Origin of the sequence: Pseudomonas crudilactis (assembly GCF_013433315.1) — a bacterium.
GTDB classification, from domain to species: Bacteria; Pseudomonadota; Gammaproteobacteria; order Pseudomonadales; family Pseudomonadaceae; genus Aquipseudomonas; species Aquipseudomonas crudilactis.
The window spans coordinates 350,698-365,153 of sequence record NZ_WXVV01000002.1 but is presented as its reverse complement, the minus strand read 5'-3'; the positions used below and the strand labels follow the sequence as shown (position 1 = coordinate 365,153).

13 protein-coding genes are annotated in these 14,456 nt (G+C 59.1%); 4 read left to right on the top strand and 9 right to left on the bottom strand.

What is annotated here, in order from left to right:
• The first annotated feature begins 7 nt into the window (after positions 1-7).
• From betC to GTU76_RS04060, 3 genes are all read left to right on the top strand, one after another.
• Positions 8-1,522 carry a choline-sulfatase gene (gene betC, locus GTU76_RS04070; protein WP_180698114.1) on the top strand — a complete coding sequence of 505 codons (1,515 nt, stop codon included), beginning with the start codon at positions 8-10 and terminating at the stop codon, positions 1,520-1,522.
• Positions 1,523-1,538: 16 nt separating this feature from the next.
• Positions 1,539-2,459 carry a choline ABC transporter substrate-binding protein gene (gene choX, locus GTU76_RS04065; protein WP_180698113.1) on the top strand — a complete coding sequence of 307 codons (921 nt, stop codon included), beginning with the start codon at positions 1,539-1,541 and terminating at the stop codon, positions 2,457-2,459.
• Positions 2,460-2,714: 255 nt separating this feature from the next.
• Positions 2,715-4,283, top strand: a complete 1,569-nt coding sequence (locus tag GTU76_RS04060; RefSeq protein WP_180698112.1) for a SulP family inorganic anion transporter — start codon at positions 2,715-2,717, stop codon at positions 4,281-4,283.
• Between the two features lie 116 nt (positions 4,284-4,399).
• Here GTU76_RS04060 and aroE read toward each other — a convergent pair whose 3' ends face one another.
• Positions 4,400-5,221: a shikimate dehydrogenase gene (gene aroE / locus GTU76_RS04055; protein WP_180698111.1), complete on the bottom strand. Its 822-nt coding sequence runs from the start codon at positions 5,219-5,221 to the stop codon at positions 4,400-4,402.
• 9 nt (positions 5,222-5,230) lie between these two features.
• Positions 5,231-6,145, bottom strand: a complete 915-nt coding sequence (hemF, locus tag GTU76_RS04050) for an oxygen-dependent coproporphyrinogen oxidase (protein WP_175552766.1) — start codon at positions 6,143-6,145, stop codon at positions 5,231-5,233.
• A 150-nt stretch (positions 6,146-6,295) separates the two neighbouring features.
• Between hemF and GTU76_RS04045 the strand changes: the two genes are divergently transcribed.
• Positions 6,296-7,273, top strand: a complete 978-nt coding sequence (locus GTU76_RS04045) for an NADPH:quinone reductase (protein WP_016984095.1) — start codon at positions 6,296-6,298, stop codon at positions 7,271-7,273.
• 36 nt (positions 7,274-7,309) lie between these two features.
• Here the strand turns inward: GTU76_RS04045 and GTU76_RS04040 are convergent, their stop codons facing one another.
• The 7 genes from GTU76_RS04040 to dprA all read right to left on the bottom strand — a co-directional run bounded on the left by GTU76_RS04040 (position 7,310) and on the right by dprA (position 14,390).
• The gene (locus GTU76_RS04040; protein WP_246376004.1) at positions 7,310-8,632 is read right to left on the bottom strand and encodes a phenylacetate--CoA ligase family protein; all 1,323 of its coding nucleotides are present in this window, start codon (positions 8,630-8,632) and stop codon (positions 7,310-7,312) included.
• Entirely contained in the window at positions 8,622-9,890 is a 1,269-nt protein-coding gene (locus GTU76_RS04035; protein WP_180698110.1) for an aminotransferase class I/II-fold pyridoxal phosphate-dependent enzyme, read from the bottom strand. Before GTU76_RS04035 ends, GTU76_RS04040 begins: the two co-directional genes overlap by 11 nt.
• Entirely contained in the window at positions 9,887-10,981 is a 1,095-nt protein-coding gene (locus GTU76_RS04030) for a DUF3419 family protein (RefSeq protein WP_246376003.1), read from the bottom strand. The genes GTU76_RS04035 and GTU76_RS04030 overlap by 4 nt, the downstream gene beginning before the upstream one ends.
• Before the next feature lie 42 nt (positions 10,982-11,023).
• Entirely contained in the window at positions 11,024-11,758 is a 735-nt protein-coding gene (locus GTU76_RS04025; protein WP_016984092.1) for an iron-containing redox enzyme family protein, read from the bottom strand.
• Positions 11,736-12,404, bottom strand: a complete 669-nt coding sequence (locus GTU76_RS04020; protein WP_180698108.1) for a GNAT family N-acetyltransferase — start codon at positions 12,402-12,404, stop codon at positions 11,736-11,738. Before GTU76_RS04020 ends, GTU76_RS04025 begins: the two co-directional genes overlap by 23 nt.
• A gap of 272 nt (positions 12,405-12,676) precedes the next feature.
• Positions 12,677-13,234 carry an L-threonylcarbamoyladenylate synthase type 1 TsaC gene (gene tsaC / locus GTU76_RS04015; RefSeq protein WP_016984090.1) on the bottom strand — a complete coding sequence of 186 codons (558 nt, stop codon included), beginning with the start codon at positions 13,232-13,234 and terminating at the stop codon, positions 12,677-12,679.
• Positions 13,235-13,289: 55 nt separating this feature from the next.
• Positions 13,290-14,390, bottom strand: coding sequence for a DNA-processing protein DprA (dprA, locus tag GTU76_RS04010; RefSeq protein WP_180698140.1), 1,101 nt, complete (start codon positions 14,388-14,390; stop codon positions 13,290-13,292).
• Positions 14,391-14,456: the final 66 nt, after the last annotated feature.

Genomic DNA, 14,456 nt, shown 5'->3' with positions numbered 1-14,456 from the left:
CGATCACATGAAGCGCAAGAATATTCTTTTCATCATGGCCGATCAGATGGCCGCGCCAATGTTGCCGTTCTACGGCCCTTCGCCGATCAAACTGCCGAATCTCTCTCGCCTCGCCGAACAAGGCGTGGTGTTCGACGCCGCTTACTGCAACAGCCCTCTGTGCGCGCCATCGCGTTTTACTCTGGTCAGTGGCCAGTTGCCGAGCAAGATCGGCGCTTATGACAACGCTGCTGATTTCCCCGCCGATGTTCCGACTTACGCCCATTACCTGCGCCGCCTCGGTTACCGCACCGCGTTGTCGGGCAAGATGCATTTTTGTGGCCCTGATCAGTTGCACGGGTATGAAGAACGTCTGACCAGCGACATTTACCCAGCCGATTACGGTTGGGCGGTGAACTGGGATGAGCCGGATGTGCGGCCGAGCTGGTATCACAACATGTCTTCGGTATTACAGGCCGGACCGTGTGTGCGTACCAACCAACTCGATTTCGATGAAGAGGTGGTGTTCAAGGCGCAGCAGTATCTGTTCGATCACATTCGCGAGGATGGCGATCAGCCGTTCTGCCTGACCGTCTCGATGACTCACCCACACGACCCGTACACAATTCCCAGGGCGTTCTGGGATTTGTACGACGGTGCCGACATCCCGTTGCCTACAACCCCGGATCAACATGAACTCGATCCACACTCGCAGCGTCTGCTCAAGGTCTACGACCTGTGGGGCAAGCCGCTGCCTGTGGATAAAATCCGCGATGCACGCCGGGCGTACTTCGGCGCGTGCAGCTATATCGATGCTAACGTCGGCAAACTCCTGCAAACGCTGGAAGAAACCGGTCTGATCGACGACACCATCATTGTCTTCTCCGGCGACCACGGCGACATGCTTGGCGAGAAAGGCCTCTGGTACAAAATGCACTGGTACGAAATGGCAGCCCGTGTGCCCCTGTTGATAAGTGCGCCGGGGCAGTTCGATTCAGGCCGCGTCAGCGCTGCCGTTTCGACCGCCGACCTGCTGCCGACATTCGTTGAACTGGCCGGAGGCACGCTGGAACCGAGCTTGCCGCTGGACGGCCGCTCACTGGTATCGCACCTGCAAGGGCAGGGCGGTCATGACGAAGTATTTGGCGAATACATGGCCGAAGGCACCATCAGCCCGTTGATGATGATCCGTCGCGGCGCCTACAAATTTATCTACAGTGAAAGCGACCCTTGCCTACTGTTCGACGTAAGTAACGATCCTTGCGAACTGGAAGAACTCAGCAAATCGCCGCAGCATCGCCAGCTTTTCGACGAATTTCTCGTTGAAGCGCGGGCCAAATGGGATATTCCGGCGATTCACCGAGAGGTCCTCGCCAGCCAGCGCCGCCGGCGTTTTGTTGCCGACGCACTGACCATCGGCAAGCTGAAGAGCTGGGATCACCAGCCGCTGGTGGACGCCAGTCAGCAGTACATGCGCAACCACATCGACCTCGATGATCTGGAGCGCAAAGCACGTTATCCACAACCCTGCCAAAACCAATAATGTTAAGGGGAAGTCCATGCGTAAGTTATCCACAGTAGTGACGATTGGCCTGCTCGCGGTGAGCAGCGCTTCGGCCTTCGCCGAGCAGAGTTGCGACACGGTGAAGATGGCCGACCCGGGCTGGAGCGACATCGCCGCGACCAACGCCATCACCGGGTTTCTGCTGGACGGCATGGGCTACAAGGCCAAGGTCGACACCCTTGCGGTGCCGATCACCTTTGGCGGTTTGAAGGACGGTCAAGTGGATGTGTTCCTCGGCAACTGGATGCCGGCGCAGAAGGGCTTCTACGACAAGTTCGTCGCCACCGGTGACGTCACGCAACTGGCGAAGAACCTCGACGGCACCGAGTTCACTCTCGCAGTGCCGGACTATGTGTGGGACGCGGGTGTGCATGACTTTGTCGACCTGAACAAATACGCGGACAAGTTCGAGCGCAAGATCTACGGCATCGGCTCCGGCGCGCCGGCCAACATCTCGTTGCAGGAAATCATCAAGAAGAACGACTTCGACATGGGCCAGTGGAAGCTGATCGAATCCAGCGAACAGGCGATGCTGGCGGAAGTGTCGCGGGCGGTGAAGAAACAGAAATTCGTCACCTTCCTCGGCTGGACCCCGCACCCGATGAATGTGCAGTTGAAAATGCATTATCTGAAAGGCGGCGAGAAGTACTTTGGCGATACCGGCAGTGTTTTTACGTTGACGCGCAAGGGCTATGCCGAGGCGTGTCCGAATGTGGGTAAGTTACTGACCAATCTGTCGTTCACTCAGGAGATGGAAAACAGCATCATGGCTGAGGTGGTGAACAAGAAGGTCAGCAATGCCGAGGCAGCGAAGGCGTGGATCAAGGCGAATCCGGCGGTGCTGGATAAGTGGCTGGATGGGGTGAAGACCGTAGATGGCAAGGATGCGCTGGCGGCGGTGAAAGCGAAGCTTTGATTGTGGGGTGGTTGGAATTGGGTTTGGCTTGAGATTTTTGCCTCCTCACCCCAGCCCTCTCCCCCAGGGGGGGCGAGGGGAAAGGGAGCCGATCGTTGTTGGATTCTAAACTTGCGCTCAACTCCGAAATTGCAGGTCGGTGCATCTCCACCAAACACCTCGGTCAGTCCCCTCTCCCTCCCGGAGAGGGCTAGGGTGAGGGCCCTTTCCCTGACACCCTGATAACCTTGAACAAAACCCCAACCGCGAGGATCCATGGCCTTCCCCAGCCGCCACTCTCTCTTCCCCTTCCTCACCTGGCTACCGCGGCAAACCCGCGCCAGCGTCGGACGGGATCTGATCGTCGGCCTCAGCGGCGCAATTCTCGCGTTACCTCAGTCGATTGCCTACGCACTGATCGCCGGCCTGCCACCCGAATATGGCCTCTACGCCGCAATCATTCCGGTATTGATCGCTTGCCTGTGGGGTTCATCGTGGCATCTGATCTGCGGCCCGACAGCGGCCATTTCGATCGTGCTGTACGCCAGCGTCAGCCCTTTGGCCGTACCCGCATCACAGGACTACATCACGCTGATCCTGCTGCTGACCTTCCTCGCCGGGATTTTCCAGTGGCTGCTCGGTTTGCTGCGCTTCGGCGCTTTGGTGAATTTCGTTTCGCACTCGGTGGTGCTGGGGTTCACCCTCGGCGCGGCGGTGGTGATAGCCATCGGGCAATTGCCGAATCTGCTGGGGTTGGATCTGCCGGCCAAGGCTACGGCGCTGGCGAGTCTGATGGATCTGCTGCAACACCTCCGGGCTGTGGATAAACCTTCGCTGGTACTGGGCGTAGCCACGGTGGTCGTCGGCTTGCTGCTCAAACAATTGCTGCCACGCTGGCCGACGCTGCTGATCACGCTGGTGCTGGCCAGTCTATTGGTATGGCTGTGGCCGGCGATGTTCGGCCATGTGCATCTGGTCAGCGCATTCGTCGGGCGGTTGCCACCGTTCAGTGGGTTGCCGCTGGATCTGGATTTGATCTTGCGCCTGCTGCCGAGTGCAGTCGCGGTGGGCATGCTCGGGCTGGTCACCAGCCTGTCGATTGCCCGCTCGATTTCGGCGCGTTCGCAGCAGTTGCTCGATGCCAATCAGGAAGTCCGCGCACAAGGTTTATCGAATATTGTCGGCGCGTTCTTTTCCGGATCGTTGTCCGCCGGATCGTTTACCCGTTCGGGCCTCAGTTACGAGGCGGGCGCATGTTCACCGCTGGCCGGGGTGTTTTCAGCGATTTGGGTGGCGTTGTTTGCGATTTTTGGCGCGGAGCTGATTTCGCACATTCCGATTCCGGCGATGGCGGGCAGCATTCTTTTGATTGCCTGGGGCCTGGTCGATCATCGCGGGATTCGCGCCTTGCTACGTGTCAGTCGTGCCGAGTTCGTGGTGATGGCCCTGACTTGTCTGGCGACGTTGCTGCTGGAGTTGCAGACAGCGATTTATGCCGGTGTGCTGGCCTCGCTGTTCTTCTACCTCAAGCGCACCTCGCAACCGCGCGTGCAGCATTGGCGCGACGGTGAGGACGATATTTTGCGCGTCGGCGGCTCGATCTTTTTCGGCGCCAGCCATTACCTGCAAGTGCGCCTGCAACGCATGCATGGCGCGCGGGTGGTGATCGAGGCGCAGCAGATCAACTTCATCGACTATTCAGGGGTGGAGATGCTCCATCAGGAGGCGCGGCGGTTATTGAGCCAGAATCGCAGCCTGACCTTGCGCCGGGCGCGGCCACAGGTGGTGGAGGAGTTGAGGAAGCTTGAGGGGCCGGAGAAATGTCCGATCCGGTTTGAGGATTGATCTCGGAATCGCGCATACCTTGTGGGAGCGAGCCTGCTCGCGAAGACGGAGGCACATCCAAAAATGATGTGTCAGCCAGGCCGCATTCGCGAGCAGGCTCGCTCCCACATTGGTATTTATTGGGCCAACTGACGGCGTAGCTCGGCCAGCACGGGCGCCGTATCCGGGCGCACACCGCGCCACAAAAAGAACGCCTCGGCCGCCTGTTCAGCGAGCATGCCCAAGCCATCCATCGACACCGCCGCGCCATGTTCGCTGGCCCAGCGGCAAAACGCGGTCGGTTCCTTGCCATACATCATGTCGTAGCAGAGGGTCTTGCCCGGCTCGATCAGGCTCGGTGCAATCGGCGGCACGTCGCCGGTCAGGCTCGCCGACGTGGCGTTGATGATCACGTCCACCGGCTCGCGCAACCAGTCGAAACCACTGGCCGACACTGGTCCCAAATCGCAGAACAACTCCGCCAGCAACTCAGCCTTGTCCACCGTGCGATTGGCAATGATCACCGACGCTGGTTTCTCCGCCAGCAACGGCTCCAGCGCCCCGCGCACTGCGCCACCCGCACCGAGCAGCAGGATGCGTTTGCCGGTCAGGCTGAACCCGGCGTTCACCGTCAGATCACGCACCAGCCCCGCACCATCGGTGTTATCGCCAAGCAGCGAGTCATCGGCCAGTTTGCTCAAGGTATTTACCGCGCCAGCACGTTGCGCCCGGGCGGTCAGGCTGTTGGCCAGACGATAGGCGTCTTCCTTGAACGGCACGGTAACGTTGGCGCCGCGACCTTCCTGGAAAAACGCCGTGGCGCAGCCATTGAAATCATCGAGCGGCGCCAGCAGCGTGCTGTAGTCGAGGAGTTGACCAGTCTGTTCGGCGAACAGCTTGTGAATCATCGGCGATTTGCTGTGGCCGATCGGGTTACCGAAAACGACGTAACGATCCATCAGAAATCCTCAGGCCTCGGCCAGCCAATCGCGGTCCTGCAGGAAGTAGTCGGTCAGGCGCGCTTCTTCGCTGCCAGGCTCGGCCTTCCAGTCGTAGCCCCAGCGCACTTGCGGCGGCAGCGACATCAGAATCGACTCGGTACGCCCACCCGATTGCAGGCCGAACAGCGTGCCACGGTCGTAAACCAGGTTGAACTCGACGTAACGGCCACGGCGGAATTCCTGGAACTCACGCTGCTGCGCGGTGAAGGCATCGTTTTTACGGCGCTGCACGATCGGCAGGTAGGCGTCGATGTAAGCGTCGCCGATGGCGCGCATGAAGGCGAAGCTGGTGTCGAAGTCCCACTCGTTCAGGTCATCGAAGAACAGACCGCCGATGCCGCGCGGTTCGTGGCGATGCTTGATGTGGAAGTAGGTGTCGCACCAGGCTTTATAGCGCGGGTAGACATCCGCCCCAAACGGCGCGCAGGCCTGTTCGGCGACGCGGTGCCAGTGGATGCAGTCTTCTTCGTTGCCGTAATACGGGGTCAGGTCGAAGCCGCCGCCGAACCACCAGACAGGCTCTTCACCTTCCTTCTCGGCGATGAAAAACCGTACGTTGGCGTGGGACGTCGGCACATGCGGGTTGTGCGGGTGGATCACCAGCGACACGCCGAGGGCTTCAAAACCGCGACCGGCCAATTCAGGGCGATGCGCGCTCGCCGAAGGCGGCAAACCGCTGCCGAAGACGTGGGAAAAGTTGACGCCGCCCTTTTCGATCAGCGTGCCGTTCTCGATCACGCGGGTACGACCGCCACCGCCGGCGGGCCGGGTCCAGGCGTCTTCGACGAAGCGCGTGCCGCCGTCTTCGGTTTCGAGGACAGCGCAGATGCGGTCTTGCAGGTCGAGCAGATAGGCCTTTACGGCGTCGGTGCGGGTCGTCATGGCTTCACCTTGAATCGGGCGCCGCCACGGCAGACGGGCGACGCAAATGGGCGCGTAGCATACCACCGCACAACGACGCGCCGCAGTTGACGAAGATCAAGCATGGGAGTTGGATAGGGGGCTTACAAAAGACCCAAGGAGAGCAGGCAGATGGCAAAGCGTATCCAGTTCCGCGCCCACGGCGGTCCCGAAGTGCTCGAATATGTTGACTACCAACCCGCCGCGCCCGGCCCCAATCAAGTGCGCGTGGCCAACAAGGCGATCGGCCTGAACTTCATCGATACCTATTTCCGCAGCGGCCTGTATGCACCGCCCGCCTTGCCGTCCGGCCTGGGTGCTGAAGGTGCGGGCATCGTCGATGCCGTGGGCAGCGACGTCACCCGGTTCAAGGTCGGTGATCGCGTCGCCTATGGCAGTGGTCCATTGGGGGCCTACAGCGAATTGCATGTGCTGCCCCAAGACAATCTGGTGCACCTGCCCGACGAAATCAGTTTCGAAACGGCTGCCGGGGTCATGCTCAAGGGGCTGACCGTGCAATACCTGCTGCGCCAGACCTACGAACTCAAGGGTGGCGAAACCATTCTGTTCCACGCGGCGGCAGGCGGCGTCGGTTCACTGGCCTGCCAATGGGCCAAAGCGTTAGGCGTGAAGCTGATCGGCACCGTCAGTTCCAAAGACAAAGCCGAGCTGGCCAAGGCCAATGGTGCTTGGGCGACCATCGATTACAGCCACGAAAACGTCGCGCAGCGCGTGCTCGAATTGACCGATGGCAAGAAAGTCCCGGTGGTCTACGACGGCGTCGGCAAGGACACTTGGCTGACCTCGCTCGACAGCGTATCCCCACGCGGCCTGGTCGTGAGCTTCGGCAATGCTTCCGGCGCGGTGGACGGGGTGAACCTGGGCATTCTCGCCGCCAAGGGTTCGCTCTACGTGACCCGGCCGACGTTGGCGACTTATGCCAACAATGCTGAGAATCTGCAGCGAATGGCTGATGAACTGTTCGAGATGATCATCAGCGGCAAGTTGAAGGTGGACATCAGCCAGCGATATCCACTGGCTGACGCGGCGAAGGCGCAAACGGAACTGTCGGCGCGGCGCACCACTGGCTCCACCGTTCTGCTGCCCTGATACGTAGCCAGCCAACGAAGCCCCCCGGACGAGTCTTCATGACTCGCCCGAGGCGCCTCGCAACTCAACAAAGAATGGTGTTTTGCCGGCCACGGTGGTTGCAAAGTCACCACGAGCCAGACGCCGCACCTGCAAGCCCAGCACTCCTGGCAGTCCGAGCAATGCGCTCGCTTGCACCTCGCTGCGCAAAGCCTGTTCGATAACGCGTTCTGCACCGGCCGGCAATCTCTCCTGCGCGATGAGCAGCCACATGTGCGCGCCGTCGGTCTGTCGATCGATTTGCACCTGCACATCCGAAGCATGCAGTTCGGGCAACGCCTCTGCGAGGACACATAGAACCTGCCGCTGAGTGATGATCGCACCGCCCAGTTTGATCGAGGTTTCGACTCGCCCCTGCAGCTCCAGTATTGGCAGAGCACTGCCACAGGCACAATCTGATTGCCTGCCCAGGATTCGTCCACGGTCGTCAATGCGATATCGCAGCAACGGCGCGTGATCGGGCAGCAAAGGCGTCAGCAGAAACTCGCCGGTTTCACCGTCGGCCATCGCTCGCAGGCTGACGGGATCAACCACTTCCAGCAGCATGGCGTCCGCATGCAGATGATAGAAACCATGTTCGAGGTGTGCGCACTGGAAGCCGATCGGCCCTGTCTCCGTTGAGCTATAGCCCAATGACCGTATGCTCAAGGCCGGCCAGTCCCGGGCCAGTTGCTCGCGTAGAGGCTGGTGGCAAGGTTCTCCAATGTAGTAGAGCCATCTCAGACTGCTCAACTGCGCCTTATCGACATCGGCATGATTGAACAGCGCCGCCGCAAAAGAGGGGGTGCAGATCAGTGCATCGGCCGCTTGTGAATGAATCAACCCGGCTATGCGCTGAGCGCCCATCAGTGCGCCGGCGGGCAGCAGGCGCGCGCCAATGTGCTGGACGATGGCCGACGCGTATTGAAAGGCCCCCTGCACTTCACCGGGCGTGAGGCAATTGATGACGACACGGGGATGTTCATCGGACGCAGCGAACATCCGCGCGCCCAAGGGTACGATGCTTTCGTTGAATGCCCAGGAATGGGTAATGTGCTTGCGATTACCGGTGCTGCCACCCGAGGTCAGGGTCAGCCCGCCACCCGGCGCACGGTGTGACGCCTCACCGAGTTGAGTAAACAGCAATCCACCCTGTTCGTCCTCCACACTCAGGATCGGTAGCCGATGCAGGTCCTCTGCGGTCTGTACGTGCCGAATCTGTGGGCAAAACGTGCAGAACCATGGCAGTGATCGCGCATGGGCCAACTTTCTCGCAAAGGCCTCCGTAGCTGCCGCGTGAACCGCCGTCGAACTGGCGTGCCGAATCGGATCACTGCGCATGCTGCGGCTCTCCCTGACGAATGCCCAGTTCAGCGAACCCGTCACTGACGGCACCGGCCAGATGTTCCAACTGGGCCTGGCTGTGATTCGCGCTGATGGCCAGCCGCAGGATCGCTTCGCCTTTTGCCACCACCGGAAACAACGCGGTGGTGACCGCGATGGCTTGCCGACGCAGGTGCAACGCCAGGTTGATGGCGTCACGCTCGGCGCCGACCCGGACGAAACGTATGGGTGAAGCAATCTGGTGATTACCCAGCACAGGCCCGAACAGATCATCGATGACCGCCACATTTCGCCATAGCGAGGCCTGCAACCGGCCCAACTGCGCAGAAAGATGAATACTGGCCGAGGCGACTGCCGCACCGACACCGCCCATGGACAGTGGCCCCCCGAACGTATAAGTCGACGCATGGCGCCGAATCATCTCGGCATCGGCCGACGTCAGCACCGTAATTGCACCGCCGGTTGCGCCGAAGGCTTTGGACAATGACGACAGCAGGATCAAACGATCGCGCAATGGCTCAGCAGCGACATCAAGCGCATAACCGCCCCCGGTCAGGCCATGAATCGACGTGCCGTGAGCGTCATCCGCATACAGATAACCCTCAAAGCGCTCAGCCAGTTGCAGCAGTCGATTGACGGGATAAAGGCCCCGCATCGAGCCAATGCTGTCAGTCAGAATAATGGGCGTATTGCCGGCAGCAACAACGGTGGAACAAGCGTCTTCGACTTGCTGAAGATCACTGCAATCGCAGCGCTGCACGGGGCCGAACTGCCACAGAATGCCTTGCAGCACTTGCATCGACGCATGAGCAGCGCGGTCAACGATCCAGCCTGGCCCACGCCGCAAGGGATACGACGGCAACTCACCGGAACCCAATAGCGGCAAACAACCGAGATGGGCACTGCCCACCGAATTGAAAGTCACCGTATGCCCCTGGAATATGCGGTTCAACTGCTCATCAAGTTCACGCATCGGCGGCAGCAGTGCTCGGGTCCGGGCGGCCGCGAATTGCACACCGAAAGACTCCACGGCTTGCACTGCGCCTTGAATCAGACGGGGATCGCTCTCAAGTCCCAGATAGGAACATGAGAGAAACTCGGTCAACTGCTCGCCATTGCCCAGCTCGATGACCTTGCCCTCGCGCTTTACCAACTTCAGGCCATTGAGGCCGGCATCGAATAATTGCTGCTGATCGTCACGGGCCTGGCGGACGCGGTTCTTGACCCAATTGACGGTCGGATGAGGTGTATTCATCGAGATACCTGCACAGGTGAGGTCTGGCGATAGACCTGTACTCGCCAGAGTTGGGTTTTTTCACGTGCGATTGCGTCCTGAAACTGCGCGGTAACGTCGCAGAAGCCATTGCAATCGGGCCTGACCACATGCAAATGGCCACGAATGACCGTCAGCGCATGTTTGCCCAAGGCTGGCTGAATTCGCTGCAGGACACGGGTGCCAATCGCCGGGGGCAGGAATGAAGGCACGTCGGAAAGCGAGACAAAATCGACATCCCTGCACGGGGCAACGCAGTCGAAAATGTCGCCCTGAACCACGGACAACTCGCACCCCTTGAGTGCCCTGCGAGCCCGCTGGAATAGCTGCGGATCACACTCAAGCGGCAAGCCTTGCGGATATCGCAGTTCACCGAAGAACAGCATTTGCAGGAAAAAGCTTTCGCGCACCACTTGAGTGGTAAACAAGGTATGGAAAATACCCAGATACACCTCGCGGGAGCGGATCCCCAGGTTGTTGCGAGGAAATGCGCCCCGGTACAGCAGCGAATTGAGCACCGCTGCATTACCCAACAATGCGATCACGGCCTTCCAGCGCTTTAGGGGGAAGTGTCGTCGGTAATAAGCCGATTGCTCACCGAGGTCGCGGCACTGGAAAATCGCCCGGCCCGCTTTGCCGGTGAACAGTCCGTTGATCTTTGCCAGCCGCTGCAAAGTCTGCTCAAAAGCCCCCATGTACACCGGTGCCCCCCAGTGACGAGAATGAAACAAGTCCGCCAGCCAGCGGCGATCCGGCGGAGGCAGGTCCAGATGGCGAAAAATGGACTGCCGCCGTTTCGCAGAGGCCCCCGACAGGAACCCCATGAAGTCCATGAATGACTCGTGATCGGTCTGCTCCAGCAGGGCGAAACGCAAGCGGGTAAAAGCCAGTTGCGGCGCACTGATATCAACGCAGGTCATGCGGGCCGGACTGCGGGCCAGCAATGGCAGAAGCCGACCACCACAACCGGAAACGCCCACCACGTGCCTGGCATGCTGAGGAAGAAGGGCGTACTCGAGCGCCGTGTCTTCATCCCCGAGCGAGTAGTTCAACCGCTCGAAGTAATCAGCCATCTCGACCTCCGCCTGTCCATTTTGACAATGCATGTGAAGACGTCATGAGTTATCCAGGGCATGGAGGAATTCGTAGCGGGGCGCATCGCCGCTTTGCCAGGCTTCGTATTGCTTATAAACGCCCTCGAGCATATTGCCGGTCAGGCGCAGACTGGTTTCCATCACCATGGCGATGGCATCCCAGTCAGTCTGGCACTTGCAGGTACGCTGCAGGATGAGTTTGATTTCGTTGAAGTGCTCGACATCGATATCTGAATGAGCGATGAAAAACGTCAGTTGTGCAGGTTTCAGCGCCAATGTTTCACTCAGCTGGTTTATCAGTGGAGTGATGAAGTGATAGGCGTTTTCCGCCCAGTAGCTGTATCCCAGCCGTTGTAACGGATTACCGGTAAAAGAAATCCAGTACAAGTAAGCGATCAGTACTTCAGTTTCCGCAAGTGCTGGCGGCATATCAAAAATTTGATTTTTCAATCCCAGGCTCATGACGTCATGCAAAGCCATTTTTTCATGACCGACTTCTTGCGCAGCATGTTCAAAACAGAACTTTGCATAAACAGGGTTATCGGCATGTCTTACACCGACCAGCCCCTGATTTCGCGCATTGTGTGCGGTGTAATGAAAGGTTTCGATCATATAGATGGCATATAAAGCCTTGGAAACACTGCCCTCGCGTATCGCCTTCACCAGCCGGGAGTTGTCCAGGATATCGGCCCATGTTTTTTCGATTCGACGATCGAGCAGAATCAACTGTTGTTCAAAACTGATGGATGCATTCATCGCGACTCTCCGGGTAGTTGGCGTTCATGGGAAAGGGTTGTTGAAGCGCTGTGAGGATTTGCCGCCATTGCGCAGACAGCAGCCAGTAATCGCCGCGAGCGCGATGTTCGATATGAAGCGAGTCAGAGGTGATCGGGGTCAGGCCAAAACGCTGGAACAGCCGCCGTTGTGGCGATCTGCACAAGGCGGTAACGCCTTGGTATCCGCGATCGATCGCCCATTCAGTGGCGGCGGCAAGCAGTGCATTGATCGGCACGGGCCGGTGTTGTTGCGAATGTGTGATCAGACGACTGAACTCGACATGCCGCGCCAGCGCCACGGTCGGCGAGACGTACTGATGTGTCAATGAAGCCCATTCGAACGGCGAAGGGGTCACTCTCAAAACCGCCGTCAGTTGCTCGCGCTGGTACAGCAGAAAATGCGTACTGCGCGATGAAATCGCCAGCTTTGCTTCAAGTGCCCGGGCTCTGGACGTCAGCATGTAATGCTTTAATCGGAGACGAAACTGCCGCCCGATGAATCTTTCAAACTCGCGGGCATCTGATCCCGCATCAAGAGTAGCGATACGATATTCAGTGTGCTGCTTGATTAATTTCTCTTGAAGTCCCTGCAGATAATCCTTGAGCTGTAAGTTCGTAGTATCCATTCCTTCTCCGCAGACGTTAACTTATCGAAGTTTTTCTGAGCGCATTGAAATAATGGATGCTTTTAGAAATATCGCCACTGCGCGACTTCTGATAATGACGTGGGAAAAGTTACTGAAAATTTTAACTTATAGATTTATCTGACACACGAAGAACACATATAAACAACAGACTGTTTAAGTATCGCGACAACTTCAAGGATAAATCGCACGCAGGCGAAAAACTCCTCGCCAATACAGTCGAGGAGTTCGCAAGCCAATCGGGAAAAATCGGGTCAGTCGGGACGAATGATCCTACCGGAGGCAAGATCGCGGATGACACTAGGGTTCTTCCGTCCGCCAAGGCTGCCGCCCAGCACAAGATCAATCTGGCCACGGAAATATTGTTCAACCCGCAAACGCGTGCGCGCCGCCGGCCGGCCCTGCGGATTGGCCGACGTTGAAATCAGCGGCCCGACCATCGAACACAGATCGCGCACCTGCGGATGATCACTGACCCGCAACGCCACGGTGTCGTGCACCCCGGTAACCCATTCCGGCAACAGATTCTGATGCGGCACCAGCCAGGTGTTCGGCCCCGGCCAGGTGCTGGCCATGCGGTCGATCCACTCTTGCGGGAAGTCTTCGAACAGGAAATCGAACTGGCGAATGTTGTCGGCGACCAGAATCAGGCCCTTGTCCACCGAACGATTCTTGATCGCCAACAGGCGATCCACTGCCTCTTCGTTCCACGGGTCGCAACCCAGCCCCCAGACGGCTTCGGTTGGATAGGCAATCACCGCCCCGGCGCGAATCTCTCGTGCGGCTTGTTGCACACGCCAACTGTTGACCATGAAAAAACTCTCCGCAATCAGGTTTCGCGCAGTTTACCGATCTTCTTTGTAAAACCTAGCGTGTCCTGGCCAACCAGCGGCCGTTTTCGCAGACCGCACGGCCGTCCATTTCCAGTTCGGTGAGCGCCGCCAACACTTTGGGCAACGCCCAGCCACTGCTGCCGGCCAGCGCTTCGCTGGTGTGCGGCGCGGCGTGGAGCAAGGCGAGCAATGGGTGATCGACTTTCGCCGTGTCTGTAGATAATGGTAAATGCTGCCAACCGCGCAGGGCTTCGAGGATATGTTCAATGGTTTCCACCAGTACCGCGCCATCCCGGATCAACTGATGGCAACCGCGCGCACCGGGGTGATGGATCGAACCAGGAATCGCGTAAACCTCGCGTCCCTGTTCCGCCGCCAGTCGCGCGGTGATCAGCGAACCACTGGCCACGCTGGCCTCGACCACTAACACACCAAGGGACAAACCGCTGATGATGCGGTTACGCCGCGGGAAGTTGCTCGCCGTCGGTCCGGCATCCAGCGGAAACTCGGAAAGCACCGCGCTGCCGGATGCAATCATCGCGTCCGCCAAGCGTCGATTTCGCTGTGGATAAAAGTTTTCCAGTCCCGTGCCAAGCACACCGACCGTCAGCCCGCCGACATCCAGCGCGGCTTGATGCGCAGCGGCATCGATGCCCAATGCCAGACCGCTGGTGATGACAAAACCGGCCCCGGCAAGGCTTCGGGAAAATGCCGCTGCCGTGTCCATACCCGGACGCGAGGCGCGGCGACTGCCGACCATCGCCAGTTGCGGTTTTTCCAGAATCAACGGATCACCGGCAACAAACAATAGTGGTGGCGGGTCGGGAATCTGCGCCAGCAACGCCGGGTAATCCGGCTGGTCCCACATCAGCAAATGCTGATCCGGACGCTCTAGCCAGCGCATTGCATGGCTGGCGCCGTCACGAACCTCGGGACAGCGCCGCGCTTCGGCGCACGCCGCCGGTAACCCCAGCGAACGCCAGGCGCTGGCCGGCGCGCTGATGGCTTTGGACGCCGAGCCAAAGGCTTCGAGCAATTTGGCAAAGCGTTTCGGGCCGACGTCAGGCAAGCGGTGCAGGCGCAGACGCGCTTCCAGTTCCGCCGGGGAAACCGGCGTACAGACAGGCAACATGATGGATCATCCTTGATCGTTATAAGCCCCGAACCATTCGGAACAAGCTGTGGATAACTCTGTTGGTAA

Bases quoted from the DNA above. Each gene is read 5' to 3' on its own strand.
- tsaC (WP_016984090.1), bottom strand. From the start codon at position 13,234: ATGGTCAACAGTTGGCGTGTGCAACAAGCCGCACGAGAGATTCGCGCC.
- GTU76_RS04045 (WP_016984095.1), top strand. From the start codon at position 6,296: ATGGCAAAGCGTATCCAGTTCCGCGCCCACGGCGGTCCCGAAGTGCTC.
- GTU76_RS04020 (WP_180698108.1), bottom strand. From the start codon at position 12,404: ATGGATACTACGAACTTACAGCTCAAGGATTATCTGCAGGGACTTCAA.
- hemF (WP_175552766.1), bottom strand. From the start codon at position 6,145: ATGACGACCCGCACCGACGCCGTAAAGGCCTATCTGCTCGACCTGCAA.
- GTU76_RS04060 (WP_180698112.1), top strand. From the start codon at position 2,715: ATGGCCTTCCCCAGCCGCCACTCTCTCTTCCCCTTCCTCACCTGGCTA.
- GTU76_RS04025 (WP_016984092.1), bottom strand. From the start codon at position 11,758: ATGAATGCATCCATCAGTTTTGAACAACAGTTGATTCTGCTCGATCGT.
- GTU76_RS04035 (WP_180698110.1), bottom strand. From the start codon at position 9,890: ATGAATACACCTCATCCGACCGTCAATTGGGTCAAGAACCGCGTCCGC.
- betC (WP_180698114.1), top strand. From the start codon at position 8: ATGAAGCGCAAGAATATTCTTTTCATCATGGCCGATCAGATGGCCGCG.
- choX (WP_180698113.1), top strand. From the start codon at position 1,539: ATGCGTAAGTTATCCACAGTAGTGACGATTGGCCTGCTCGCGGTGAGC.
- GTU76_RS04030 (WP_246376003.1), bottom strand. From the start codon at position 10,981: ATGGCTGATTACTTCGAGCGGTTGAACTACTCGCTCGGGGATGAAGAC.
- aroE (WP_180698111.1), bottom strand. From the start codon at position 5,221: ATGGATCGTTACGTCGTTTTCGGTAACCCGATCGGCCACAGCAAATCG.
- GTU76_RS04040 (WP_246376004.1), bottom strand. From the start codon at position 8,632: ATGCGCAGTGATCCGATTCGGCACGCCAGTTCGACGGCGGTTCACGCG.